This is a genomic window from Shinella sp. R2-11 (genome assembly GCF_055330205.1).
On the sequence record NZ_JBVAPC010000015.1, the window covers coordinates 23,451 to 48,286 of the forward strand.

General features: G+C 61.4%; 23 protein-coding genes and 1 pseudogene. 15 read left to right on the forward strand and 9 right to left on the reverse strand.

The genetic code is table 11. The annotated features are described in order from the left end of the window. The first annotated feature begins 5 nt into the window (after positions 1–5). Together ACZ1A1_RS24120 and ACZ1A1_RS24125 are read left to right on the forward strand one after the other, a co-directional pair. The gene (locus ACZ1A1_RS24120; RefSeq protein ID WP_463621925.1) at positions 6–1,253 is read left to right on the forward strand and encodes an LVIVD repeat-containing protein; all 1,248 of its coding nucleotides are present in this window, start codon (positions 6–8) and stop codon (positions 1,251–1,253) included. A 39-nt stretch (positions 1,254–1,292) separates the two neighbouring features. After that, positions 1,293–1,613, forward strand: coding sequence for a hypothetical protein (locus ACZ1A1_RS24125; protein WP_463621926.1), 321 nt, complete (start codon positions 1,293–1,295; stop codon positions 1,611–1,613). 303 nt (positions 1,614–1,916) lie between these two features. On the opposite strand, the gene ACZ1A1_RS24130 is transcribed toward ACZ1A1_RS24125, so the two are convergent. After that, positions 1,917–2,495 (reverse strand): substrate binding domain-containing protein, encoded by a 579-nt coding sequence (locus ACZ1A1_RS24130; protein WP_463621949.1) that lies wholly within the window; start codon positions 2,493–2,495, stop codon positions 1,917–1,919. 20 nt (positions 2,496–2,515) lie between these two features. After that, positions 2,516–2,812, reverse strand: a complete 297-nt coding sequence (locus ACZ1A1_RS24135) for a LysR family transcriptional regulator (protein WP_463621927.1) — start codon at positions 2,810–2,812, stop codon at positions 2,516–2,518. A gap of 108 nt (positions 2,813–2,920) precedes the next feature. Between ACZ1A1_RS24135 and ACZ1A1_RS24140 the strand changes: the two genes are divergently transcribed. Further along, entirely contained in the window at positions 2,921–3,925 is a 1,005-nt protein-coding gene (locus ACZ1A1_RS24140) for an NADP-dependent oxidoreductase (RefSeq protein WP_463621928.1), read from the forward strand. 453 nt (positions 3,926–4,378) lie between these two features. Here ACZ1A1_RS24140 and ACZ1A1_RS24145 read toward each other — a convergent pair whose 3' ends face one another. Genes ACZ1A1_RS24145 through ACZ1A1_RS24170 form a run of 6 tightly spaced genes read right to left on the reverse strand, consistent with a single transcriptional unit; the run spans position 4,379 to position 9,263 of the window. Beyond that, positions 4,379–4,795 carry a GlcG/HbpS family heme-binding protein gene (locus ACZ1A1_RS24145; RefSeq protein WP_463621929.1) on the reverse strand — a complete coding sequence of 139 codons (417 nt, stop codon included), beginning with the start codon at positions 4,793–4,795 and terminating at the stop codon, positions 4,379–4,381. 9 nt (positions 4,796–4,804) lie between these two features. After that, on the reverse strand, positions 4,805–5,584 hold the full coding sequence (locus ACZ1A1_RS24150; RefSeq protein WP_463621930.1) for a hydroxypyruvate isomerase family protein: 780 nt from the start codon (positions 5,582–5,584) through the stop codon (positions 4,805–4,807). 3 nt (positions 5,585–5,587) lie between these two features. Further along, positions 5,588–6,220 carry a 3-oxo-tetronate 4-phosphate decarboxylase gene (gene otnC, locus ACZ1A1_RS24155; RefSeq protein WP_463621931.1) on the reverse strand — a complete coding sequence of 211 codons (633 nt, stop codon included), beginning with the start codon at positions 6,218–6,220 and terminating at the stop codon, positions 5,588–5,590. Then, positions 6,217–7,467 (reverse strand): 3-oxo-tetronate kinase, encoded by a 1,251-nt coding sequence (otnK, locus tag ACZ1A1_RS24160; RefSeq protein WP_463621932.1) that lies wholly within the window; start codon positions 7,465–7,467, stop codon positions 6,217–6,219. Before otnK ends, otnC begins: the two co-directional genes overlap by 4 nt. Before the next feature lie 2 nt (positions 7,468–7,469). Further along, positions 7,470–8,462: a D-erythronate dehydrogenase gene (gene denD / locus ACZ1A1_RS24165; protein WP_463621933.1), complete on the reverse strand. Its 993-nt coding sequence runs from the start codon at positions 8,460–8,462 to the stop codon at positions 7,470–7,472. Between the two features lie 12 nt (positions 8,463–8,474). Further along, positions 8,475–9,263, reverse strand: a complete 789-nt coding sequence (locus ACZ1A1_RS24170; protein WP_415216125.1) for a FadR/GntR family transcriptional regulator — start codon at positions 9,261–9,263, stop codon at positions 8,475–8,477. 384 nt (positions 9,264–9,647) lie between these two features. Between ACZ1A1_RS24170 and ACZ1A1_RS24175 the strand changes: the two genes are divergently transcribed. The 7 genes from ACZ1A1_RS24175 (at position 9,648) to ACZ1A1_RS24205 (ending at position 19,223) form a co-directional block, all read left to right on the forward strand. Continuing rightward, positions 9,648–11,264, forward strand: coding sequence for a sugar ABC transporter ATP-binding protein (locus ACZ1A1_RS24175; RefSeq protein WP_463621934.1), 1,617 nt, complete (start codon positions 9,648–9,650; stop codon positions 11,262–11,264). Positions 11,265–11,317: 53 nt separating this feature from the next. Continuing rightward, positions 11,318–12,364 (forward strand): ABC transporter permease, encoded by a 1,047-nt coding sequence (locus ACZ1A1_RS24180; protein ID WP_463621935.1) that lies wholly within the window; start codon positions 11,318–11,320, stop codon positions 12,362–12,364. Positions 12,365–12,551: 187 nt separating this feature from the next. Further along, entirely contained in the window at positions 12,552–13,538 is a 987-nt protein-coding gene (locus tag ACZ1A1_RS24185; protein ID WP_463621936.1) for a sugar ABC transporter substrate-binding protein, read from the forward strand. Between the two features lie 77 nt (positions 13,539–13,615). Next, entirely contained in the window at positions 13,616–14,869 is a 1,254-nt protein-coding gene (locus ACZ1A1_RS24190) for an LVIVD repeat-containing protein (RefSeq protein WP_463621937.1), read from the forward strand. 29 nt (positions 14,870–14,898) lie between these two features. After that, positions 14,899–16,281 (forward strand): FAD-dependent oxidoreductase, encoded by a 1,383-nt coding sequence (locus tag ACZ1A1_RS24195; RefSeq protein ID WP_463621938.1) that lies wholly within the window; start codon positions 14,899–14,901, stop codon positions 16,279–16,281. A gap of 13 nt (positions 16,282–16,294) precedes the next feature. Further along, positions 16,295–18,379, forward strand: coding sequence for an oxidoreductase (locus ACZ1A1_RS24200; RefSeq protein WP_463621939.1), 2,085 nt, complete (start codon positions 16,295–16,297; stop codon positions 18,377–18,379). A gap of 16 nt (positions 18,380–18,395) precedes the next feature. Continuing rightward, positions 18,396–19,223, forward strand: a complete 828-nt coding sequence (locus tag ACZ1A1_RS24205) for a sugar phosphate isomerase/epimerase family protein (RefSeq protein ID WP_463621940.1) — start codon at positions 18,396–18,398, stop codon at positions 19,221–19,223. 162 nt (positions 19,224–19,385) lie between these two features. On the opposite strand, the pseudogene ACZ1A1_RS24210 reads toward ACZ1A1_RS24205, so the two are convergent. Continuing rightward, a pseudogene (locus ACZ1A1_RS24210) lies at positions 19,386–19,610 on the reverse strand (ATP-binding protein); the annotation flags it as partial. A 398-nt stretch (positions 19,611–20,008) separates the two neighbouring features. Between ACZ1A1_RS24210 and ACZ1A1_RS24215 the strand changes: the two are divergent. The 5 genes from ACZ1A1_RS24215 (at position 20,009) to ACZ1A1_RS24235 (ending at position 24,755) form a co-directional block, all read left to right on the forward strand. Next, on the forward strand, positions 20,009–20,278 hold the full coding sequence (locus tag ACZ1A1_RS24215) for a hypothetical protein (protein WP_463621941.1): 270 nt from the start codon (positions 20,009–20,011) through the stop codon (positions 20,276–20,278). Then, a complete protein-coding gene (locus ACZ1A1_RS24220; RefSeq protein ID WP_463621942.1) occupies positions 20,275–20,685 on the forward strand; it encodes a type II toxin-antitoxin system VapC family toxin in 411 nt (136 codons plus the stop codon). Before ACZ1A1_RS24215 ends, ACZ1A1_RS24220 begins: the two co-directional genes overlap by 4 nt. A 337-nt stretch (positions 20,686–21,022) precedes the next feature. After that, positions 21,023–22,069, forward strand: coding sequence for a LacI family DNA-binding transcriptional regulator (locus ACZ1A1_RS24225; protein ID WP_463621943.1), 1,047 nt, complete (start codon positions 21,023–21,025; stop codon positions 22,067–22,069). A 59-nt stretch (positions 22,070–22,128) separates the two neighbouring features. Continuing rightward, entirely contained in the window at positions 22,129–23,334 is a 1,206-nt protein-coding gene (locus tag ACZ1A1_RS24230) for an anhydro-N-acetylmuramic acid kinase (RefSeq protein WP_463621944.1), read from the forward strand. Between the two features lie 197 nt (positions 23,335–23,531). After that, a complete protein-coding gene (locus ACZ1A1_RS24235; protein ID WP_463621950.1) occupies positions 23,532–24,755 on the forward strand; it encodes an ABC transporter substrate-binding protein in 1,224 nt (407 codons plus the stop codon). Positions 24,756–24,836 lie beyond the last annotated feature (81 nt).

Consider the following 24,836-nt stretch of genomic DNA (forward strand, 5'->3'; position numbering starts at 1 on the left):
AACGAATGGGCAGCGACATGCTTCCGGAACCCGAATACGCCCGCAACATGCGGCTGATCGGCTTTACCGAGATGGACGGCCGTTCGGACGGCGTGCAGATCATGATCAACAAGGGCCATGCGATCATCGGGCACATGTTCTCGCAGGGCTTTTCGGTAATCGACGTACGCGACCCGCGCCGCCCCCGCCCGGTCAACTACATTCCCAGTCCGCCGAACACCTGGACGCTGCATCTCCAGGCGCATGACGACCTGCTGCTGGTGGTCAACGCCAAGGACCTCTATCGCGATGCCGTCCTGATGGACGAGCGGAAATATTACACGGGCTCGATGCGCGACAAGCTGAGCGCGGCCGAGACGGGCTACAGCGCCGGCATGCGCGTCTACGACATCAAGGATCCCGCCAACCCGCGCGAAATCGGCTTCATGCCGGTCGATGGCGTGGGTGTCCACCGCATCTGGTACGTGGGTGGACGCTGGGCCTACATGTCCGCGATGCTGGACGGCTTCTCCGATTTCATCTTCCTGATCGTGGACATGTCCGATCCCACGCGCCCGGTGATCGTCGGGAAATACTGGCTGCCGGGCATGAACACCGCCGCCGGCGAACGGCCTGCCTGGGACGACAGGAAATTCCGCTATTCCTGCCACCACGGCCTCGTGGCGGGGGACACGGCCTATGTCACCTGGCGCGACGGGGGCGTCACGCTCCTCGACATCGCCGACAAGGGCGCTCCCCGGCTGATTGCTCACCGCAACTGGTGCCCGCCCCATGGCGGCGGCACGCACAATGCGCTGCCGCTGGTCGACCGCGATCTGCTGGTGGTGCTCGACGAGGCGGTGCTGACGAACTGCGCCGACGGTGAGAAACACATCTGGATGTTCGATATCCGCGAGCCGGCAAATCCCGTCTCCATCTCCACCATGCCGGCGCCGCAGGAGGCGGACTATATCGCCAAGGGCGGACATTTCGGGCCGCACAACCTGCATGAGAACAGGCCCGGAAGCTTCGTCTCGTCCGAGACGATCTTCGCGACCTACAACAATGCCGGCGTGCGCGCCTACGATATCCGCGATCCCTATCGCCCGGTGGAGATCGGCGCCTTCGTGCCGGCCGCCCCGCGGCGGATCCTCGATCATCGGCCAGGCATTCCGCCTGTCCTGCACACCAACGACGTCTTTGCCGACGCCAACGGCCTGCTTTATGTTTCCGACATGAATGCGGGCCTGTCGATCGTCGAGTGGCAGGGTTAGGAATCCCTGCGCCCGTGGGCGGTGCGCGGCGGTGAGCCCGTGCACCTTTGCAAGCAAGAAGAAGACTACCAGCACAGCAGCATTCCGATCAGTGCCGGTCTTGTTATCGACCTGCGGGCGCCGATCACTGCCGCGCCCAATGAATGGACACCTGAACGGGTCGCCAAGTTGGCGGACTGGCTGAAGGCCAATGACGTATCGGTCGTCTTTCTCGATGCCGAACCTGGACCGGCGATTCTGGATACCCTGAAAGGATACGGGCTCGTCAGGCTTTCTACCGTTGAAGGGGACGAGCCTACTATTGTCGCGGCGGTGGAGCGCAACATCGGCTCGGTTGGGGCTGCATTCCAGCCGCGATAAGTCGTCGGAAGCGGATCGAACGGTGAACCCGGTCTTTCAGCCAAGCATACCTTCGTCACCGTGCCAGCCAACGGGGCAGGTGGCTGACGGGAATGCCGGCGAATGCATCTTCATTACCACTTGTAATCCAACTCTCGACCCGGTGCGTCGGTAGTGAAGGCGTTGTCGACATAGACATAGTGGCGCTTGTCGAAGATATTGATCACATTGAAGCTAAGACGTAAGCGGTGTGCCATTGGCACCTAGACAAGAGTCCCTGTGACTGGGGCGGGCAAAAGTAACCTGAAAAAGATGCTATGCCTCTCACCTGGTGATTTTTCCACTGAAGGCCTCCACCAAGTAGTCAATAAACACCCTGACTTTACGCGGGGTGTGACGTCGCTGAGCATGGAAGGCGAAGATCGGTTGCTCGATGGGTTCATAATCCGGCAGAAGCCGCATGAGGCGGTTCTCCGCTATATCCTGGGTGACCATGAAATCGCTCAAGAGGGTATAGCCCCCTCCCGTCAGGCATGCGTTTCTCACTGCTCGCGCTGAGTTCATTGTCAGATGCTGCGGCACTTCGAAGTCGATGACCTTTCCTTGGTACGAAAACCTATGTACGCGCCCCCATTCCCCGCTGACCTGAGTGACGGATGGGCAGGCCCTGATCTCGTCCAAGGTCCTGGGTGTCCCATATTGCGCACAAAACTGGGGCGTCGCGACGAACACGATCCTCTGCGTGAAAATCCTCTGCGCAATCAGGGATGAATCGTTCAACGGCCCTACCCGGATGGCGACATCGAAGTGCTCGCCAATCAGATCGACCAACCGATTGCCAAGGTCGATTGAGACATCGAGTTGTGGGAACCGTCTCATGAATTCGGGAATCGCCGGTGCCAGGCACTCATTGCCGAAGGCCGTTACGCAGGAAACGTGGAGTTGACCGCGGGGGACTCGTGGCGTTCGCGCACCGTGCTCCGCATCACATCAAGCTCCTCCAGGAGGCTTGTGCTCTTCTGCACGAACTCCAGCCCGGCATCCGTCAAATTGATCTGCCGGGTGGTGCGATTGAACAGGCGGACGCCGAGATCGGCCTCCAGGTCTGCGACAATGCGGCTGACCGAGGCAGCGGAAAGGCGCAGGTCACGGCTCGCGGAAGAGAAGCTGTTATGCCTGGCGACTGCCACTGCCACCTTCATGGCCTCGATCATATTCATGCGCTATTCTTCCGAAATTCAAAATAATATCTCTCATCTATCGCCCATTAACACGGAAATCGGACTCGCGCATCAATTCCGGCGAATGCTCAATTGGAGAAGATCGACATGTCCACGAATCCTAGCTGGGTACTTCGGAGCTACCCTTCCGCAATGCCTTCCGTTGAGAACTGGAACCTGGAGGACCGTCCAATTCCCAAGGCTGCGGATGGTGAGCTGCTGGTGAAAACTCTGTGGCTCTCCGTCGATCCCTATATGCGTGGCCGGATCAGCCCTGCGAAGAATTATGCTGCCGGTTTTAGGATTGGCGATCTGATGTGCGGCGGCGGAATTGGAGAGGTGATTACGTCCGAGTCTCCAAAATTCAAACCAGGCGACCTCGTGGTGAGCGATTATTTCGGCTGGCAGCCGTTCAGCGTCATTCTGGCCGCGTCAGCAAAAAAATTGACAACTACGGATGCTCCGATTCAGTCAGCGCTAAGCTATCTCGGCATGCCTGGTCTTACCGCCTACTTCGCTCTCCTTAAAATCGCGACTCCGAAGATAGGGGAAACGGTGTTGATCTCTGCCGCTTCAGGAGCTGTGGGACAGGTTGCGGGACAGATCGCGCGGATCAAGGGTTTCGACCCGGTCGCGATTGCCGGTTCTGATGAAAAGCTGGAATGGTGCAGGGAACTTGGATATCGGACCGGCGTCAATCATCGACACTCGGCCGATCTCGTGGCGGATGTCGCACGCGCATGCCCCAGCGGCGTCGATGTCTTTATCGACAACACCGCCGGGCTGATTCACGACGCAGCCATGTCGAACCTCAACACCTTTGGCAGGGTTGTGGTGGTCGGAACCATTTCCTTGGCCGACCGGTTCGACCAGCCCGATATCGGTCTCCGGCATCTCAGAAGGACGCTGATCACCCGTGCGCGGATAGAAGGGTTCCTGCTCGACGACCACGCGGGAGAATACGAGACCGCGATTGCCGATCTGCTGTCATGGTACAGGCAGGGACTGCTTCAGACACGGGAAGATGTTGCGGAAGGGATCGAGGCCGTGCCCCGCGCTTTCGTTCGGATGTTGAAGGGAGAGAACTTCGGCAAGCAGCTGGTCAAGCTATGATGCTCTGAACGAGGATTTGTCCGCTTCGGCCCAGCTGCGATTTTTGTGCACGCGGTACTCAAGCGGATAATTCCAAGGCAGCAGTTCATCGATCCTGCTCTGCCTGTGGCCATCGACGATGGCGGATGACTGCTTAGCGGTCGGCCGTCCCGGCGCGGGTGCACCTGACTATTGCCGCGAATTCCACGGCATCCTCCGGCGCAGGCTCTGTGCGAGGCGATGAATGTCGCTTATGGCGAGCCGGAGAAACGCGGCTTTCTCCGGCTGAATCTGACCTCGTCATTCCTCGGGTGGGTTGCTGGATGTCGTCGGGAGTGATTTCGAGCTGGTGCGTATCCAGGACCAGCTTGAGATGAGGCAATAGGAATGCGAGTGCCATGACGGATAGGGTGCGTATCTCTTCAAGACCATCCCTTGAGCCGTTTACCTGCGCCGAAGCTGCTCGCTTCGATCTTAACTAAACCCCGAGAGCACCGATGCGGCGATGCGGCCGACGTCACCGTCCGCTTCATCGCTGGCTCCGGAGACGCCGACAGCGCCGATGATCTCGTCGCCGGCCTTGAGCAGGACACCACCATCGAGTGGTACGCCGTTCGGGATGCACAGGAGGGCGAGCCGGCCTTCGCCCTCGACGACGTCCTGAAAGTCTCTGGTATTGCGGCGGAAGAGCACAGCGGTCCGCGCCTTGAGCGTCGCGATCTCGACGCTGCCGACTTGGGCATGGTCGTCACGCTGGAGCAGGACGATGTGGCCGCCGTCATCGACGATGGCGATGACCAGTTGGAGCCCCAGCCTTTTCGATTCCGCTTCCGCGGCCGCGGCAATCGCCTTGGCCGCTTCCAGTGTGAGCGTAGTTTTCGTGGCGAGCATGGTTTTCCCTCAGGATAGTGTGACGTTCATTTTCTGGAGCCAGCCGAGCCCGCTATCGGTATCGCTACGCGGCTTGTATTCACAGCCAACCCAGCCGCTGTAGCCGAGGCGATCCAGGTCATCGAAGAAGTGCGCATAGTCGACTTCGCCTTCGTCCGGCTCCGCGCGGCTTGGCACGGCTGCGATCTGGACGTGGCCGATCAGCGGCAGGTGACGCTGCAGGTTGCCCAACACATCGCCCTCGGAGCGACCGACATGATAGGCGTCGAACAGGATCCTGACGTTTTCGGCGCCGACGGCGGCGATGATCTCAGCCTTGGCATTGAGTGTCGAATAGACGTAGCCCGGCTTGTCGTGTTGGTTGAGCCCTTCCAGCAGGAGGGTCATTTCGGGTGCTATGCCGGCGGCAATCCTGAGATTGGCGATCAATGTTTCGCGGGCAGCCGGTCGCATCTCCGGCATCACGACGCCGGCCATGACGTGGATCGCACAGCCCCCTGCGGCGCTGGCCCAGTCATGGGCCAGTGCAAAGCCGTCCAGAAAGTCCGCCTCCCGGCCGGGCAATGCGCCGAGACCGAATTCACCAAGCCCGGTCCGTCCAAGCGGCGTATTTATGCTGAGAAGGGTGAGGCCATGTGCAACACAGCGCGCCCGGACCAGTTCCGGTGGCGTATCGTAAGGCCAGTGCAGTTCCACTGCGCGAAAACCGGCCGCATGTGCGGCATCGATCCGTTCGAGAAGCGGGCGATCCTGCCAGAGGAAGCCGAGATTGGCGGAGAAACGGGGCATCGTCTATTTCAGCCTGAATGTAGCGTTGAGGTCATCGATCGCGCTTTGCGGCAGGCGTCTCACGGGCAGATCGCGCAGGAGCAGGGCAAGCTTCGCCGCCTCTTCCAGTTCCTCGATGGCGTAGACGGCGCCGTCGAGCGTGCCGGCCGAGACGATAGGTCCGTGGTTTTCGAGAAGCAGCGCGCCGTGGTCGGCGATGAGGGGCGCAACCAGCGGCCTGATCTCGGCTGAGCCCGGCCGGGTATAAGGCACGATCGGAACGCGGCCCACGCGCATCACGACATAGGGCGTGATCGGAGGGATCGCATCGGCGGGGTCGGTGTCGGAAAGGCAGGAGAGGGCGGTCGCATAGGTCGAATGCAGATGCACGACCGCACCGCAATTCCGGCCTTCGTAAAAGGCGAAATGTAGCGGCAGTTCCTTGGTCGGCAGGTCGCCGGAAACGTGATTGCCCGCAAGGTCGAGTTTGGAGAGCCGCGCCGGCTCCAGGAAGCCGAGGCAGGAATTCGTCGGCGTCGCCAGATAGCCGCCGTCGATGCGCGCCGAAATGTTGCCGGAAGCACCGGCTGAAAGCCCTCGTTCGAAAAGCGACTTTCCCCACCGCACGATACTTTCGCGAATGGCATTTTCGGTCATGACCGCCCCACCTCTCCGACCGCCTTTTCAAAGAAATCCGGCGCGCCGAAATTGCCGCTCTTGAGCGCAAGCCCGACAGGACCGTTTCGCCAGCCGACGAGAACCGGAACGCCGGGATCGATCTCGTGCCCGACCTGCATGCTGGGAAGCTGCAAAGCCTCCACGACTGCGCCCGATGTCTCCCCGCCGCCGACGATGACGCGGCGCGTGCCGGTGTCGACCAGATAACGGGCGAGGCGGGCGAAGAATTCCTCGATCCGGCCAGAGACCGTTTCCCGGCCAAAACGGGCCTGCGCATCCGACACCGCTTCCGGCGCGGCGGTGGAATAGACGATCGGGGCCTGGTCTTGGTGCCCGCGTATCCAGCCCGCCAAGGCGTCGACTTCGATCTCGCCGCGCATCAGCGCGAGCGGATCGAGCACGAAAGCGGGGTGGCTTTTCGCATAGACTGCGACCTGATTTTGGGAAGCTGTCGAGCAGGAGCCGCAAAGGACGATGGCCGGACCATCCACCGCCGGGATTTCCGCAGCTGACGCAGAAAGCTTGCCCTGCGCCCGGAAATTGGCAGGCAGGCCCTGCGCAATGCCGGAGCCGCCCGTGACGAGGCGTTGCCCGGCGACGGCCTGGCCGATCGACAAAAGGTCCGCATCGTCCACGGCATCGGTGACGATCAGCCGGCATCCTTCATCGCTTTCGCGGGCGAATGCCGCTCGGATCGCCTCCGGGCCGCCGCGCACGGTATCGAGATATACGCTACCGACCGGGTATCTGGCCTGAAGCGTGAGCCAGCGTCGGATATCGGGGTCGGTCATCGGTGTCAGGGGATGATGGCGCATACCCGTTTCAGAGAGAAGCCGGTCGCCGACAAAGAGATGTCCCATGAAAAGCCGGCGGCCGGCGCCCGGAAAGGCCGGGCAGACGACGGCGGTCTCTGCGCCCAGCAGGTCCAGCAGGGCTTCCGCCACGGGCCCGATATTTCCTTCAGGCGTCGAATCGAAGGTCGAGCAATATTTGAAGATGATCTGTTCGCATCCCGCATCGAGCAGCCATTTCACGGCGTCGATGGATTGGGCGACCGCGTCCTTGACGGGCGCGGAGCGTGTCTTCAACGCGACGACACCGGCCTCGCAGGCGGGCACTGCCCGCCCGAGCCCGGAAAACTGCATCGTCGACATGCCGCCCTTGGCCAATGTGTTGGCAAGGTCGCTGGCACCTGTGAAATCATCAGCGATAGCGCCGAGCAGCATCGTCAGACCCTCTCTGAAACCCTGCTTTCCAGCTCGTCCTCGATATGGACGCGGATAATCTCTTCGAAGGAGGTCTCGGCGCGGAAACCGAGCGCCTCGGCGCGGCGCGCATCGAAACCCTGCGGCCAACCGGAGATGATACTGGCGATCGTCTCGTTCGGCTCTCGCCGGATCAGCCGGGTCGCCGCATCACCCGCCACCCGCCGCAACGCCTCGATCTGATCACCGACCGTTGCAGAAAGTCCCGGCATGGTGATGGTCCTCAGCTGACCGAGCGAGCCGGTGTCGATCTCGGCGGCATGCAGCAGAAAGCCGGTTGCGGCACGCGGGCTGGCAAACCAGTGGCGGACGTTTTCGTTCACCGGCAACACGGCCTCGTCGCCGATCAGCGGCTCGCGCAGGATCGAGGAAAAGAAGCCGGAGGCCGCCTTGTTGGGCTTGCCGGGGCGGATGGAGATCGTCGGAAGCCGGATGCCGATGCCATCGAAGATGCCCCGGCGGGAATAGTCGGCAAGAAGGAGTTCGCAGATTGCCTTCTGGGTGCCGTAGCTTGTCAATGGGGTCAGGCAATGGGTATCGCTGATGATTGGCGGCAGCGGCTCGCCAAAGACGACGATGGAAGAGGTGAAAACGATGCGTGGGGTATAGGGGCGCTCGATGCCGGCCAGGCGGATCGCCTCGAAGAGCGCGCGCGTGCCATCGAGATTGACGCTGTAGCCTTTCTCGAAATCCGCCTCGGCCTCGCCGGATACGACAGCGGCAAGATGAAAGATGAGATCCGGCCTTCCGGCGACAAGAGCCTCGGCGGCGCCCGGATGGGAGAGATCGGTGGCGACTGTCTCGATCGTGCCGTCGAACTCCGGCGCATCCGGCACGGCGATGTCGGCAAGCACCATGCGTCGGATCGGTCTGCCGTTGACCGTGCCGGATGTCGCGAGGGCGCGCGCAAGCTTGCGGCCGATCATGCCGGCCGCACCAATGATCAATACATCCATGTAGGCTGCTCCTTACGGTCTGCCGGCAGGCTTGAAGGGAACTGGATCGCCCGGCTGTCTTGTTACCGTTCCAGGGGCGCTTTCGCCGACGGCACGCGACGTGTCGTGAATTCTCAGGATATGTTCGGAAAACGCCGCGGCCACGGCATCCGGGTTGCGCATCTTCAGCGCCCTGACGATGAAGCGGTGATCCTCCAGGCTCTTTTCGATGGCACCGGGTTCGGCCATGGCGATGCGGCGATGGTCGAGCATGTACGTGTAGAGATCGACGACGAAATCGGCGAGCAGGCGGTTTGTCGAGGCATAATAAATGGTTAGGTGGAATTCCCGGTCGCAGATCAGGAAGCGCACGGGGTCGTTCAGCGCCTCCTCCTGGGCCGCGATCGAATTTTCGAGCCGCCGGATATCGTCTTCGCTCAGGTGCCGGGCGGCATCGGCGGCGACAGCGGTTTCCACGAGGAGCCGGGCGGCATGAACGGCGTCCAGGCTATAGCCGTTGATCGATGTCGGATTTGTCACGCCGATCCGTTGCGCGCTGACGGTCACATCGACGCGGGCAACGCGGGTCCGCGCGCCTTGGGAGACCTGGACGACACCTTCGCCGGCCAGAAGCTGCACCGCACCGCGCACGGTCTCGCGGCTGACCGCCAGCATCGTCGACAATTCACGCTCGCTCGGCAGCTCGTCGCCGCGTTGCAGAATACCGGATGCGATCATGGAGACGATTTTGTCCCGGATCATCTCCTTGGCGGTCTGCTTGTGGATCGTCTCATGAAGAGGCGAGAGCGGTAGGCTCGACATAGGGTACTCCGACTGGACTGATTTATAGTCCAGTTAAACCATTCGAGCTTCCCTGTCACCTCCCCGGTTGCAAAATTTTCATTTCCGGCCGCGATGGAGGAAGTGTGTCGAGTGGAGGCGGCAGCAGAAGAACGATGCGGAAGATTCGCCAGTATTCCAACGATTCCAGCGGAGCAGCAGGGGTTTTCAGAGATTTTGCGCTGCGTTCCGGGTTTTGCCGCTGATGCGTCGCTGGAAATCATTCCCATCGGGCGGGCCTTAAGGCCCGGATGCTCAACCTTGAGTGATGGTATAAAAAATCTAACTGGTACGGTGCCTTGACCAGTTGACAAGTCGAGAGGCCATCTCTAGCGTTGCTGTCATCGGTGGAGCTCGGGCTCCGCCATGGGCGCGCTCCGGGAGTGGCATGCCCGTCGCAGGAGGAATATCCATGTCGCAGTTTTTGTGCGTTCCGGTCGGGACGGCGAGAGGTCTGTCGTGAGTGCGGTCGAGACATCGTTCGACGCTGCGCGGCCGGCCGGCGCGCCGCGCCAGATCCTGCTGGCAAGCGGAGTCACCAAGGGGTTTCCAGGCGTCCTGGCCCTCGATAATGTCGACTTCGACGTGCGGGCAGGTGAGGTGACGGCACTGCTCGGCGAGAACGGTGCCGGGAAGTCGACGCTTATCAAGCTGATGGCCGGCTTCTATACACCAGACCGAGGTGAGATCACGGTCGATGGCGTGGCTTTGCAGGCCGATCCTGCCTCTGCACATCGCATCGGCGTCGCCACCATCCACCAGGACGCCCATCTTGTGCCGGCCATGTCGGTGGGCGAGAATATCATGCTTGGCCGTTGGCCCGGTCGCTACGGCTGGGTTTCGAGGAAGGCACAGCGGGAGAGGGCGCGTGCCGCCGTCGCCCGCGTCGCTCCCCACCTCAACATATCCACACCGGCGGGGCGCCTGTCGCCGGCCGACCAGCAGCTCATCGAGATCGCACGCGCCATTTCGGAGGATTCGAAAATCCTCATCATGGACGAACCGACGACATCGCTGTCGCCGCCGGAGATCGATCGTCTCTTTCGTGTCGTCGATGACCTGAAGGCGAACGGCCTCGGCATCGTCTTCGTCTCCCACTGGTTGGAAGAGGTTTTTGCGATTGCCGACCGCGTCACGGTTCTGCGGGATGGCCGTCTGGTCGGGACGGAAGCGATCGCGGATCTCGATCATGACAAGGTCATCCGCATGATGGTTGGCCGCGAAGTGCGCGAGGCCGAGCACAAGCCGCGCCCGATCGGCGATGTCGTGATGCGCGTCAGCAATCTCTCCCGCGACGGCGTCCTCGACGATATTTCCTTCGACGTCCGCGCCGGCGAGATCGTCGGCATGTCGGGCCTCGTGGGGGCCGGCCGCAGCGAACTTGCCGCCTGCATCTTCGGGATCGATCCCTATGACAGCGGCGCTGTCGAAGTCGCCGGCCAACCGATCCGCACGAACGATCCGAAGGCCGCGATCGATGCCGGCATCGGTCTGGTTCCCGAAGACAGGCGCCGGCAGGCCCTCGTCGGGCTGATGAGTGTGCGCAGCAACATGACGCTCGGCCTCTTCGATCAGATTACCGGTTACGGCTTCCTCTCCAGCCAGAAGGAAGAGGAAATCGCCGCGCGCGAGATGAAGAGCCTAGCGGTCAAGGCGGCCTCGTCGAGAGTACGCGTTTCGACCCTTTCGGGCGGCAATCAGCAGAAGGTCGTGCTCGGCCGTTGGCTTGCGCGCCGCCCAAAGGTCCTGATCCTCGACGAGCCCACCAAGGGCATCGATGTCGGCGCCAAGTCGGAAATCAGCGACCTGATCGTCCGGCTGGCGGAAGGTGGCATGGCGATCCTGCTGATCAGTTCGGAACTACCCGAAATCCTTTCGCTGTCGGATCGCGTCCTTGTCATGCGATCGGGGCGCATCTCCGCCAAGCTCACGCGGGCGGAAGCCACGAGCGAAACCATCATGAGCTACGCGACGACCGGCTGAACGCCCTCGACAAGACCGGGCAGGAGACACGAATGACTTTGGAGAATACGCAAATGAGCGACATTGCCCCTGCCGGACACGGCAAGGTGCCGGGATTGCGCGGCCGCATCTCGTTCATCGACCTGATGCAGAGCGTCGGCCTGCTGGCGGTCATCCTGCTCGGCGGCGCGATAATGAGCGTGCTCAGTCCCGTCTTCGCAACGATGCGCAATATCGAGAACGTGTTGCAATCGGCGACGATCATCGCCGTCGTCGCGATCGGGCAGACCTTCGTAATCCTTGTCGCGGGCATCGACCTGTCGGTGGCCTCGGTCCTCGTCCTGTCCTCCGTGCTTTCGGTTGGGCTCGTCCAGTTCCAGGGCCTTTCTCCGGAAATCGGCGTGCTGGTCGCGCTTTTGGCTGGCCTCGGCATAGGTCTTGTCAACGGGCTTGCCGTGACCAAGCTGCGGATTCCCGCCCTCATCGCGACACTCGCGACCATGACGATCGGGCGGGGTCTCGCCTATATCTACTCGGGCGGCACGAACATCGCGCCGGTGCCGCGGTTCTTCGTCGATCTCCAGGCAGCCCGCATCCTTGGCATTCCCGCGGTCATCGTGTTGACGCTCGCACTGGCGCTCATCGCGCAGATCGTGCTCTCGCGCACCTCCTTCGGCCGCTCGATCTATGCCACCGGTGGCAATCCGCTTGCCGCGCGCCTCGCCGGCATCAAGACGGAGCGGGTCATCATCATCGCCTTCATGATTTCCGGCCTCATGTCGGCGATTGGCGGCCTTCTCATCACGGCACGCTTCGAGGCGGGCGCGGCAACGGCCGCCCAGGGACTGGAACTTGCTGTCATTGCTGCGGTGGTCATCGGCGGCGTCAGCCTTTTCGGCGGCGAGGGCAATATCGGGAGCATGCTGCTTGGCGTGCTGCTGCTCGGCCTGGTGCAGAATGCGGTCAATCTCCTGAACGTGCCGCCGAACTGGGACTCCGTTGTCTCCGGCCTCGTCATCGCCGCCGCCGCTGCCCTCGACGTCTACCGGCGCAGCTATCTGGAGGCAGGCATGCGCAAGAAAGTCATCGCGACGAAATCGAAGCAAGCTTCGAAAGCCTGAAATAAAGGGTGTGCGGATCCCGCACACAGCAACAACGAAACGCAGTGGGTGACGCAAGCGTCCTTCGGGGCGAACGGAATCGCTTTGCCGTGAACAAGGTCAAGCGGGAATGGCAATACCGCCCGGACAGGGTGGTTCACAGGTCCAATTGGGAGGAAACATAATGGACACGAAGATCGAAATGCCAATGAAACGCCGCACACTCATGCAGCTTGCTGCCGGTGCTGCCTTCATGATGACGGGCGCACTCGCGGTTCCGGGCACGACCCTTGCCGAAGACAGCGTACTCAAGGGCAAAAACCTCGCCTACATCGCCTTCGGCCTGCAATACGAATACCAGGTGACGCTCGTTGATCACGTCAAGAAGCTCGCCGCCGAGAAGGGCATGAACATTTCGGTCTATGACGGCAAGGGAGATCCCTCGACGCAGACGACCCAGATGCTCGATGTCCTCTCCAAGCAACCGGACATCATCCTGCTCAACCCGGTCGATGCCAAGCTGCTGCAGGGCGGCGTGCGCAAGGCGAACGAGGCCGGGATCCCGCTCTTCATGCTGGAAAACCTGCCGCCGGAGGGCGAGTGGGTGGCCTATAATACCTTCGACGATGTGGCGGGCGGCCGCGCGGCGGCCGATGCCGTGGCGAAGCTGACGGGCGGCAAGGGTCGGGTGCTCGAAGTGCGCGGCGCCATCGGCTCTGGCCAGTCGGAGAAGCGCTACCAGGGTTTCCACGAGCAGATGGAAGCGAAATATCCGGACATCAAGATCGAGACTCTGAAGGCGGAATGGACCGCCGACAATGCCCAGACGCTGACTGTGGACGCCTTTACCCGCGATCCGGACGTCGCGGCGATCTGGGCACACAATGACGAGATGATCCGCGGCGTCGTCTCGGCGCTTCGCCAGATCGACCGGCTGAAGCTTGTCGGCGAAGAGGGGCATATTCCGGTCATCGGCTTCGACGGCACGCCGCTCGGCCTGGAGCGCATCCGTGAGGGCACGCAGACGGCCGATGTCGGCCAGAACCCGTTCTCGATGGGCTCGTCCATCGTGGAGCAGATGGAAAATCACTTCTCCGGAAAGCCGGTCGAAAAGAACACGCTCATCCAGCCCGTCATGATCTGGAAGGAGAATGTCGACAGTAAGGAGAACTGGGGCAACATGGTCAAGGGTTGATCCCTGTGAACACGCGGCAGGGGGCGATCGCTGGTCGCGCCCTGCCGGCAGGCAGTCTTGAGTGGATTGGATAGGGCATGACGAAAGACATTATGAAACCCGACTATGCAAACAACATGCGGCTGATCGGCCATTCGGACCAAGGCGGATTGCGTGACGGCATCCAGGTCATGGTCGAGGATGGCTTCGCCTATATCGGCCATCTCTTCAGCCAGGGTTTTTCGATCGTCGACGTGCGTGATCCCGCCAACCTGAAACCGGCCGGATATGTGAGGGCGCCGGCCAACACCTGGAACGTGCACCTCCAGGCAGCGGATGGGCTGCTCCTCGTCATTCACGGCAAGGACGTCTTTGCCGACGCGGCTTTTTCGGACGAGGCGTCCTACTACAAGGCGGCGGCCGGAACGGCCCTCGGCACGGCCGCTCCGACCATGGCGCGAAACTGGGACGCCGGTCTCGCAGTCTACGATATTGCGAGCAAGCCCGGCGAGCCGCGCCGCATCGGCTTCATGCCGGTCTCCGGCGGTATCCACCGCATCTGGTGGACGGGAGGGAAATGGGCCTATGTCTCCGCGCTTCTCGACGGCTATACCGATTTCATCTTTATGACCGTCGACATGTCGGACCCGACAAACCCGCGGGAAGCCGGACGCTACGCGCTGCCGGGCATGCATCAGGCAGCCGGCGAAACGCCTGGCTGGCCGCCCAACGCCAAGTTCGGCCTGCACCACGCGATCGTCGACGGAGACACGGCCTGGGGTGCATGGCGCGATGCCGGCCTGGTGGTAATGGACGTCTCCGACCGCGCGAAGCCGTCGCTCATCCGCCACACCAACTGGTCGCCGCCGTTCCAGGGCGGCACGCACAACTGCCTGCCGATCAAGGGCCGCGACATCCTCGTCGTCGTCGATGAAGCCGTGCTCGACGATTTCGAGGACGGGCTCAAGAACATCTGGATTTTCGATATCAAGGACAAGGCGAACCCGGTCCCGATCGCCACGATGCCGCCGCCGTCGGATCAGGACTATACGCACAAGGGCGCGCATTACGGGCCGCATAACATCCACGAGAACCGTCCCGGCAGTTTCCAGAGTTCGTCATTGATCTTCTCGACCTGGCAGAACGCGGGCGTGCGTGTCTACGACATCTCGAACGCCTACCAGCCGAGGGAAGTGGGCGCGCTCGTGCCCCCGCCGCCATCAGGCCTGATGGACCAGCGGCCGGGCAAGAGGAGGATCATCCAGACCTGCGACATCTTCGTGGACAAGAGCGGGCTGGCATATGTGACCGACTACAATGCCGGTCTTTACATCATGGAATATACCGGCTGAGCCGGTCGAGATTATTGAAAGGTATCAACATGAACCTCTTCGGCTCCTATGACGTTGTGGTGACCGGCGCCGGCTCCTCCGGCATCGTTGCGGCTATCCGCGCGGCCCGCGAGGGCGCCAGGGTGCTTCTTCTGGAAGGCACCGGCTTCCTTGGCGGTCTCATCACGGGCGGCCGCCTGACCAAGCCTACGGGCCTCATCAATTCGAAGATATTCGAGGAAATGCTCGATCGGTGCGTCGGCTATCGGGGTGCGGATGGGCGCATAAGGGAATCCTACTGGGGCAAATATACCGGCACCTTCGATGCTGAGGTCATGCAGCGCGTCATCATCGAGATGGTGGAGGAATCGGGCGTCGAGGTGCTGCTGCGTGCCAACGTGGTCCAGACGGTGATGAAGGACGGCGCGGTGCACGGTCTACTCATCCGCACCAAGTCCGGCGAGAGCCTCGTGCTCGCCAAGGCCTTCGTCGATGCCTCGGGTGATGGCGACGTTGCGGCCCTTGCCGGCGCTGCGTTCATGCTCGGACGCGAAGGCGACGGCCTGACACAGCCCATCACCTCCTATTTCCGTGTTCTCAACGTCAACGTTCCGGCGCTGATCGCCGATTGCGAGGCGAACCGGGCGGACATGTGGGAGGTCGTCTATCCGAAGGAGGCCGGCAGCCGTAATGAAGACTATGCGATGGCCGTTCTTCTGACGGGCTTCCAGCAGCGCATCAGGGACAAGGTCGCGGAAGGCTTCGACTGGATCATCCCGAAGGATCATATCACCATGAAGACGGGGCTCATCCCCGGCGAGATCAGCGTCAATGTCACGCGATATCAAGGAAATGGCCTCGACGACCGGGATCTGAGCCGTGCCGAGATCGAGATCCGAAAGCAGGCCTATTGCGCCTTCGACTTCCTGCAGCGCTATGTCGGGGGCTTCGAGGATGCGATCTTCCTTGAGGTGGCGCCGAAGCTCGGCGTGCGCGAGACCCGCCGCGTGACCGGCCATTACATCCTGACGGAAGCCGATGTGCGCGGTAACCGTCGCTTCGAAGACGCGATCGGCCTTTGCAACTCGCCCGTCGACGTGCACGAGCCTGGCGGCAGCCGCGCCATCATGGACCATGTGGGGATCGGCTACGGCATCCCCTGGCGCACGCTGGTGCCACTCGACGTGGACAATATCCTTGTCGCCGGCCGCTGCATCTCCGTCGACGCCATCGCCTTCGGCTCAACCCGCAACGTGCCCGCCTGCACCATGACGGGGGAGGCGGCCGCGATCGCGGCGGTTCTGGCGGCAAAGCGCAACGTGCCGACCTCGGCCATCATCGCTTCGGAGGTGCAGGCTCGACTGAAGGAGCTTGGCGTCTGGCTCGGAACCCCTGACGAAGAGGTTCCCGATGTGCTGAAGCAGGCAAGCTGACTGAGGAGGGGACATGGTCCGCGTGCAGCCGATCGAAAAGGCCAAGGTGAGCTCGGGTTATCCAACCCTGCTCAGTCCCTTCTCGATCGGTCGGGTCGAACTCAGGAACCGCGTGGTCTTCCAGCCGCACTTTACCGCCCTTGGTCATCTCGACGGCATGCCTTCCGATGATCAGGTCGCCTATCACGAGGAGCGGGCACGGGGTGGGGTTGGGTTGATCATTCTCGAAAGCATGGCGATCCACCCGACCGGCAAGATGTCGCGCCGCTTCGTCAACGCCTGGGACCCGGCCGTCGTGCCGGGCCTTCGGGCGATCGCCGATGCGGTTCACCGACATGGCGCAAAACTCTTCGGCCAACTCACCCATGGCGGTCATACCTCGCTCGAAAAGCCGCCGCATATTCTCTGGGCGCCGACCCAGATGCCCGAGCCCTCAAGCCACCACTCGACGAAGGCGATGGACGAGGACGACATTGCTGCCGTCATCGAGGGGTTCGCCCAGAGCGCGCGCAATCTCATCGCCGCTGGGCTTGATGGCATCGAGATCAAGATCGCGCATGATGGCTTGCTCCGATCCTTTGCTTCGCCCTTCTTCAACCGGCGCACGGACGGCTATGGCGGCTCCTTCGGGAACCGCATGCGGCTTTCGCTGGAGGTGATCGCCGCCATCAAGGCTGCAACGGGACCCCACGTTCCTCTCGGGGTCAGGATTTGCGTCAACGAATTCACGCCCTTCGGTTATGATACGGACTATGGGCTCGACATGGTCAGGGCGCTGGAGGCGACGGGCCAGCTCGATTACTTCAACTCCGATGCGGGTTCGTTTTCCAGCTATTGGATGGAAATCCCGCCGGCTGCCGTTCCCGCCTCGGAATTCCGGCGCATCAACGTGGCGCTGAAGGGCGCGACCTCGCTCCCGGTCATCGGCTTCGGACGCATTTCTCCAAGCGCGGGAGAGGCGTTGCTGGCCGCAGGCGAGGCGGACCTCGTCGGAATGGCGCGACAACTCATTGCCGATCCCGAGACCGTCAACAAGGTGGCGGCGGGTCGCGGCGATCTGGTGCGTCTCTGTATCTCCTGCAACGATGGCTGCATCTATCAGGTCGGACAGGAAAAGGGTGTGCGCTGCGTGCACAATCCGGGCGCCGGACAGGAGCGATTGATGAGCGAACGGCTGGTCCGCCGCGCCGAGAGCACACGAAAGGTCGTCGTCATCGGCGGCGGGCCGGCCGGATTGAAGGCGGCCGAAACGGCTGCCCGGCGCGGCCATTCGGTCATGCTCCTCGAGGCTGAACGCTGTCTCGGCGGTCAGATCAATCTCGCAGCCCTTCAGCCGGAACATGGCAGCGTTGCCGAGGTCACGGCCTATCTCGAGGCGGCGGTCGTCGACCTCGGAGTGACGATCCGCCTTGGAACGCCGGCGTCCGCCGACATGATCGCAGGGCTCGATCCGGATGTGGTGATCGTCGCGACCGGTTCCGAGCCGAATTTACGCGCTCCAGGAGGTGGCTTGTCGATGGCGTTCGGACGGCAGGCTTTGCCTGATGTCGAGGGATTGGATCAGGACTTCGTCGTCTCGGCGGACGATGTGCTTTCGGGCCGACAGCAGCCTTCCGGCCATGTCGTGGTGGTCGACAAGAACGGCCACTGGGAAGCGGCCGGCACCGCCGAGTTCCTGGCCGATGCGCAGTGTCGCGTCACGGTCGTCGCCGCGCATGGTATGGTCGGCGAGGATATCGAGGCCGGAACGCGCACCCTCTTCCACCGCCGGGCGGCGATCAAGGGGATGACGCTGCTGCCAGGACTTTCCCTTGTTGCCATCGAGCCCGGTCGTGTGCGGGTGACGCCGGTCGTCTCGGATGCGGATGCGATCGGCTGGGCAAAGTACATTCTCATGCCGGGGGAGGAGCGCCTGATCGAGGAGGTCGATTGGGTCGTGCCCGTCATTGGCCGCCGCTCGCGCGAGGACCTCTATCTGGCGCTGAAGGCCGACAGGCGTTTCGAGCGGGCTCAGGTTCTGCGGGTCGGCGATTGTGTCGCGCCACGCCTCATCCAGAGCACGATCCTCGACGCCTTCGACGTCACACGGCATCTTTGAATTGTGGGAGAAACCGATGAGACTGGCATTTAACACCTGGGCCTATTCGAGCTTTCCGGTCTGGGTCCCCTCCTATCCGCTTGCCGAGGTCATCGAGCGTGTCGCCGGCATCGGCTATGACGGCATTGAGATCGGCGCTGCCGCACCCCATGCGTTTCCCGACTACCTCGGCCCCGAGCGCAGAAAGGAAATCCGCGGCCTGCTCGAAGCAAACAACCTGGCGCTCGCGAGCATGCTGCCTGCACCCGGCGGCGGGCCGGGCTTCAATGTCGCCTCTCCCATGGTGGAGGAGCGGGTGGCGGCAATCGACCAGTACAAGAAGGTTGCCGATCTTTGTGCCGATCTCGGCGGTTCGACGCTGCTTTATGTCGCCGGCTGGCAGATATTCGGGACAAGCCGCCAACAGGCGTGGGATTGGAGCCGCAGCGCCCTCGAAGACATTGCAGACCATGCGGCCGGCCGCGGCGTGACCGTCGTCATCGAGCCGACTGCCGCCGACAGCAACCTTGTCGATTCCTGTGACGATGCGCTCATGCTCATGCGGGAGGTGGCAAAGCCGAACGTCAAGCTGATGTTCGATACCTATCATGTCATCTATCGCAAGGAGGTTTCGAGCGATTATGTCAGGCGCATGGGGGCGGACCTGCATCATGTCCACCTCGCCGACGCGAACCGTGCCGCACCCTCCGATGCCGGAAAAGCCGATTATCGAGCGATCGTGGCCGACCTAAAGTCGCTGGACTTCACCGGCTACCTGACCATGGAGATTGGCTTCGACCGCCGCGACGTCGAGCCCGACCGCTTGGCTCGTCAAGCCTTGGAATATATGCGGTCTTTGCTCTGATGCGTCTATCTTAATGTTGTTTAGCGAGAAACCAACGCTATGCCCCTAACGCGGGCCAGATCTCATTTCTAGCCGGTCCTGCAGGGGAGCTATGGGCCTAAGGGCAGCAAATCCCTCTTGTTGAGCTTCAGTTCGCCGTGCCGATAGTGGCGGATCGCCTAAAGCCTCGTCGAGGAAGGCGCGGCGATGGAGCTGACACATCAGCGCCTCGTTGATCTTACTACTGGCGAAGTCGAAGCCGTTCAGATCACGGTAGGCGGGAAAGCGTGCCGTCTTGAGCTGATAGGCCGTCGACCGGACTTCGCGTTCTGCTGTCTCTGCCTTGAGAAGTTGTGACGGGACAGGGATCGCCGCCTCGAACGCTGGCGATCCTTGTTCGGTAAGCTCGCTGTCGGTCTAGGCCAGTCCAGGCCGACAGCCGATCTGCGAACGGGTCAAGCTTGCTCGGCCGTTCCGGCACCTTGAACATCGGCTCCACGCCATTCAGGTACACATATTTGCGGATCGCAGGCTGCGCTCTACAATTATTCATCGTCATCCGACCTGTCACGGAGGAGCTGCGAGCGCTTCGGCATATGTGGTCACGAGCGAGTTGCCTCGCACTCCGGAGCTGGAGCGTTTCATCGAACGGGCAACGCTAGTCGGAGGAAAGTCCAGTATGGAAAGCGGTGATCCTTCGCCATCCGAGGTGTGAGCGAAGAGATCCGCTCATGCCATCTCGTGTTGCTCATCGGTATCGAAAATGGTACTGTTCGGCCAATTTTACGTATCGATGTGGTTATGTGATGAACAATATCGTGACTGTCGGCGATCTCAAGCGCCGTGGAATGGCTGCGCTCGAAGAAGGCTTGCGGCATGGCCCCGTACGCATCGTCAAACGTAACAAGGCGGCTGCTGTCGTGATTTCGGAGGAGGAGTATCTGCGCCTCTCCGGAAAGCAGTCATCCGAGCGGCCGCGTGTGACGGCGTTGCAATGGCTGCTTTCGCAGCCCACCGCCGGTACGCGCGATAAGGCGGAGATCGATGCTGATCTGGCGAAAGAGCGCGCCTGGTGATCGCGTTTTTTGATGCGAGCGCCCTGATCTATCTGATCGAAGGCAACGAACCGTTCGCGGATCGTGTGCGCAATCAATTGGCGGCGTTGGCAGAGGCGCACCCGGGCATGGGCGCGGCGGTCAGCCGGCTGTCCTGGCTGGAGTGCCGAGTCAGGCCGCTGAAGAACGAAGATGCTGCGGTTCTCGCGTTGTTCGATACGTTTTTTGCCCGATCCGATCTCGTATGGGTGGAGCTAGACCGGGATGTGGTTGAGTTGGCGACCGCCATCCGCGTACGGCATGGACTTCGAACACCGGATGCCTTGCAGGCCGCAAGCTGCTTGCAACTGGGTCCGGAGCACGTTTTGCTGACAGGCGATGGCTCGTTCCAGCGTGTTCATGGGCTGAATGTAGCGGTTCTAGCCTGAACAAAACATATGAGCGGTCTTGGCGAACGCTGTGCAGTGGTAGCAGTGGCAATCGACTGACTTTTTTCGCCTCAGACACTTTGTGCAGGAGCCGCGCGTAGGGTGACAACGGTTTGTATAGCGCCTTCGCGGACCAGATCTATGACGGAGGGCTCGCTCGGCCGGCGGCGCCTTGCGTATGTGCGCAGTCGCATGAAGCAGGGCGGCAGCATTGGCGGCAGACCACACCAGATCCAACTATCATTTTTATGGATTTTCGTGCGGCTACTGTCAGGCTGCTTGACTCTGCCGAGCCTAAAGGATTATCTACCTAAACGTTTTGGAGGAGAACGAACGGTTGCAGTCAAGGCCAACACTTCACGATGTCAGCGCAGCCGCGAAGGTTTCAACCTATACGGCTTCCCGTGCATTGAGCGGTGGGACAGGAGTTGGCGCCGAGACCCGCAAGCGCGTGATCGAGATTGCGGCCGAGCTCGGATATGTTCCCAATCAGCACGCCCGTAACCTCAAAAGTTCGCAAAGTACCGCTGTCGCCGTACTTACGGCCAATATTGCCAATCACTACTATTCCGTCCTCGTGAGTAGCTTGGAAGCTACGATCGAAGGAGGCGGATACGATTGCGTCACGATGGACGCCATCCTCAACGGTGTTCACTCCCAAGCCCGTGAGGATCGATTTGTCGCCTCGATCATGGCTCAGCGCGTCGCTGCCGTCGTGGTGACTTACAATCTCAGCGAAGCCAATATGCGCGCGTTGGCGAGCTGGGGAATTCCCATGATCTTCGTTGACCGCTCAGTCCCGGACGGCTACCGGCAATACTCGTCGATCACGACCGATAGCTTCCAGGGTAGCCACGAAATGGGGATGCATCTGGCGGGTCATGGGTATAAGCGTTGGGCATTCGTCGGTCACACAGACACTTGGAGTTCCCGCAAGCCCCGGCAGGCCGGTTTCGAGGCCGCCGCCGCATCCACGGGATGCAGTGTCGATATCATCGAAGGTATGAATTCGAGCGCAACCTCATGCGAGGCCGTGAGCGCCTACCTCATCGAAAAGCCGCGAGACGAATGGCCTGAGGTCTTTTACGCGTCGAATACGGTTCTCTTGCACGGGATTTTTGAAGCGCTCCGCCGGCGCAGCCTTTCCGTGCCAGACGATGTTGCGGTTGTTGCCTTCGATGATTTCGAGTGGGCGGAGATGATCGACCCCCCTGTAACTGTGATCGACCAGGATATCGTCACGATCGGTCGTGCTGCCGGCGCGCGTTTGTTGCAGCAGATGAAATCCGAAAAGACCATCGGGGAAGACTTGATCCTTAAGCCGACCCTCAAGGTGAGACAATCTTGCGGCTGCGGGAGAATCAAGAAGTTCGCCGGTCGCTAGCCGGCTGCAATTAGGCGTGAAATGGCGCCCCTAATTTTTTGAGAAGGAACTAAACGTTTATGGTTATAGCAATCGGACTGAATAGCGGTTCGTCGTTCGACGGCATCGACGTCGTTGCGATCGAAATCGGCATCGACAAGGATGGTAATCCGTCGCGCCCCAAATTCATCGAGGGACGCAGCTACGATTGGCCGGAGGCGGTGGCGAAGGATGTCCTCCGCGCGTTCGACAACAATCTCAGTATCTTCGAACTCTGCCGCCTGAACTACACCGCCGGCGCGGTATACGCCGAAAGCGCCCGTGCCTTGATGCGGGAGATGAATCTCAAGCCGGAAGATGTCGCCGTCATCGGCTTTGACGGGCAGACCATCTACCAGGAGCCCGCCCGGTTCAGCGAACTGGCGAAATTCGCTGACGGCGAAGATGTTCTCGCCCGCTGGCAGGACGGGCCTTTCCCCTGCGGCCTCCAGATCGGCGAGCCTGCCGTCGTCGCGGCGACGTGTGACGTTACGACCGTCACTCAGTTCCGCCCGTCCGACCACGCCCTCGGCGGCGCCGGCGCCCCCCTCATGCAATATCTCGATTTTGTCGCGTTCCGCGATATCGGGCCTGTGTTGACCCTCAATATCGGCGGCATCGCCAATTGCCAGTTCGCGCAGGCGGATCGCTCGAAGATGATGGCTTTCGACACGGGACCGGGCAACGTCATGATCGACCATGCTTGCAAGGTCTTGCTCAACCGTTCCTACGACAAGAACGGTGAGGAGGCCAGAAAAGGTACAGTCGACGCAGCAATGCTCGACTATCTCCTCGGCCACGACTATTTCAAGCGCCCCATCCCCCGCAGTGCGTGGCGTCGCGACTTCGGTGCCGAATACGCAGACGAGGTGCTGGCGAAGTTCAGCACGCTGCCTGTACCGCAGATCCTTCGGACGCTCACCGAATTTTCCGCTGTGACGATCGCAAAGGCGATCAAGGACCACGTCACGGATCTCTCCGAGGGCTCGAAGGTGATCGCGAGTGGAGGCGGCGTTCAGAATGCGTTGCTGATGGAGCGGCTGAGTGAAACCCTGGCACCGCTTGTCCTGACCACATCGGATGAATTCGGCATTCCGCCTCAGTTCAAGGAAGCAGTCAAATTCGCCACGCTTGCTTTCGCGAATGTGAACGGACTTGCCAACAACATCCCCGCCGCGAGCGGCGCATCGAAGTTCACGATCCTCGGCAAGCGGATCGAAGCCCCGCGGGCTGCGAAAGTCCTTTGAGTACAGCGAAGTGAATTCCAGAGCGAGTTCAGGAAACCGAGCCTAAACGTATTGGTATATTCCGTGAACTCGCTTTGGAGAGCCTGTCCCGTTCGGGAAGGCAAGCATGCACGCATTCTCGGCGCGGAATGGGTCCCGCCGTGAACTTGACAATCGGGAGGATATTTATGCGCAAGTTTCTCACATCAACGGCCGTAATGGCCATCGCGGTTGCACTCAGCGGCTTTGCAGCCCTTGCCGCTGACCAGAATGTAGAGGTCCTTCATTGGTGGACTTCTGGTGGCGAAGCTGCAGCGGTCAAAGTGCTCAAGGACGACCTCCAGACGAAGGGCATTTCCTGGACCGACATGCCGGTTGCCGGCGGCGGCGGTACTGCCGCCATGACGGTGCTTCGCGCCCGCGTCACGTCCGGAAACGCGCCGACCGCGGTGCAGATGCTCGGTTTCGACATTCTCGACTGGGCCAAGGAAGGCGTTCTTGCCAATCTCGACGAAGTCGCCTCCAAGGAAGGCTGGGACAAGGTCATTCCCCCGGCGCTTCAGCAGTTTTCGCAATACGATGGCCACTGGATCGCAGCTCCCGTCAATGTCCACAGCTCAAACTGGGTCTGGATCAACAAGGAAGCGCTCGACAAGGCCGGCGGCAAGGAACCGGAGAACTGGGACGAATTCGTCGCCCTGCTCGAAAAGTTCAAGGAGCAGGGCATCATACCGCTCGTTGGTGGCGGCGATGCGTGGAACGCGACGACCATGTTCGATTCAGTTGTCCTCTCCCTCGGCAACGACTTCTACAAGAAGGCCTTCATCGACCTCGATCCGGCCGCGCTCGGTGGCGACCAGATGAAGGAAGCGTTCACCCGTCTTGCCAAGCTGCGTTCCTATGTGGACGACAACTTCTCCGGGCGTGAATGGAATCTCGATTCCGCCATGGTCATCGAGGGCAAAGCCGGCATGCAGATCCTCGGTGACTGGGCGAAGGGCGAGTTCATCAAGGCGGGCAAGAAGCCGGGGGAAGACTTCGTTTGCATTCGTTATCCCGGTACGCAGGGCTCCGTGACCTTCCTTTCGGACCAGATGGTCATGTTCAAGGTATCCGCAGACCGGGAGGCGGCGCAGCGCGAAATGGCCTCGGCCGTGGAAAGCCCCGCCTTCCAGTCGGCTTTCAACGTGGTCAAGGGCTCCGTGCCGGCCCGGATCGACGTCTCGGATGAAGCCTTCGATGCTTGCGGCAAGAAGGGGATCGCGGATCTCAAGGAGGCGAGCGAAAAAGGGACGATGCTCGGCTCCATGTCCAACGGTCATGCTGCTCCCGCGGCTGTCAAGAACGCGGTTTACGATATCGTCAACCGTGTCTTCAACGGCGAACTGACGCCAGAAGAAGCCGCTGCGGAACTGCCGGCCACCGTGGAAGCAGCAAAGTAGGCATCGTTTTCAAGGCCCCTTCTCCTGTTCGCCAACGAGATGGGGCCTTGAAGCGAACCGTTCTGACCCGCAGAACCGCAC

What these genes read in the sequence shown, in the direction of transcription:
- ACZ1A1_RS24215 (WP_463621941.1), top strand. Translation starts at nt 20,009, where the DNA reads ATGAACAATATCGTGACTGTCGGCGATCTCAAGCGCCGTGGAATGGCT.
- ACZ1A1_RS24195 (WP_463621938.1), top strand. Translation starts at nt 14,899, where the DNA reads ATGAACCTCTTCGGCTCCTATGACGTTGTGGTGACCGGCGCCGGCTCC.
- ACZ1A1_RS24185 (WP_463621936.1), top strand. Translation starts at nt 12,552, where the DNA reads ATGAAACGCCGCACACTCATGCAGCTTGCTGCCGGTGCTGCCTTCATG.
- otnK (WP_463621932.1), bottom strand. Translation starts at nt 7,467, where the DNA reads ATGCTGCTCGGCGCTATCGCTGATGATTTCACAGGTGCCAGCGACCTT.
- ACZ1A1_RS24175 (WP_463621934.1), top strand. Translation starts at nt 9,648, where the DNA reads ATGGGCGCGCTCCGGGAGTGGCATGCCCGTCGCAGGAGGAATATCCAT.
- ACZ1A1_RS24135 (WP_463621927.1), bottom strand. Translation starts at nt 2,812, where the DNA reads ATGAATATGATCGAGGCCATGAAGGTGGCAGTGGCAGTCGCCAGGCAT.
- ACZ1A1_RS24230 (WP_463621944.1), top strand. Translation starts at nt 22,129, where the DNA reads ATGGTTATAGCAATCGGACTGAATAGCGGTTCGTCGTTCGACGGCATC.
- ACZ1A1_RS24235 (WP_463621950.1), top strand. Translation starts at nt 23,532, where the DNA reads ATGGCCATCGCGGTTGCACTCAGCGGCTTTGCAGCCCTTGCCGCTGAC.
- ACZ1A1_RS24180 (WP_463621935.1), top strand. Translation starts at nt 11,318, where the DNA reads ATGAGCGACATTGCCCCTGCCGGACACGGCAAGGTGCCGGGATTGCGC.
- ACZ1A1_RS24145 (WP_463621929.1), bottom strand. Translation starts at nt 4,795, where the DNA reads ATGCTCGCCACGAAAACTACGCTCACACTGGAAGCGGCCAAGGCGATT.
- ACZ1A1_RS24120 (WP_463621925.1), top strand. Translation starts at nt 6, where the DNA reads ATGGGCAGCGACATGCTTCCGGAACCCGAATACGCCCGCAACATGCGG.
- ACZ1A1_RS24205 (WP_463621940.1), top strand. Translation starts at nt 18,396, where the DNA reads ATGAGACTGGCATTTAACACCTGGGCCTATTCGAGCTTTCCGGTCTGG.
- ACZ1A1_RS24150 (WP_463621930.1), bottom strand. Translation starts at nt 5,584, where the DNA reads ATGCCCCGTTTCTCCGCCAATCTCGGCTTCCTCTGGCAGGATCGCCCG.
- ACZ1A1_RS24200 (WP_463621939.1), top strand. Translation starts at nt 16,295, where the DNA reads ATGGTCCGCGTGCAGCCGATCGAAAAGGCCAAGGTGAGCTCGGGTTAT.
- ACZ1A1_RS24190 (WP_463621937.1), top strand. Translation starts at nt 13,616, where the DNA reads ATGACGAAAGACATTATGAAACCCGACTATGCAAACAACATGCGGCTG.
- otnC (WP_463621931.1), bottom strand. Translation starts at nt 6,220, where the DNA reads ATGACCGAAAATGCCATTCGCGAAAGTATCGTGCGGTGGGGAAAGTCG.
- ACZ1A1_RS24170 (WP_415216125.1), bottom strand. Translation starts at nt 9,263, where the DNA reads ATGTCGAGCCTACCGCTCTCGCCTCTTCATGAGACGATCCACAAGCAG.
- denD (WP_463621933.1), bottom strand. Translation starts at nt 8,462, where the DNA reads ATGGATGTATTGATCATTGGTGCGGCCGGCATGATCGGCCGCAAGCTT.
- ACZ1A1_RS24140 (WP_463621928.1), top strand. Translation starts at nt 2,921, where the DNA reads ATGTCCACGAATCCTAGCTGGGTACTTCGGAGCTACCCTTCCGCAATG.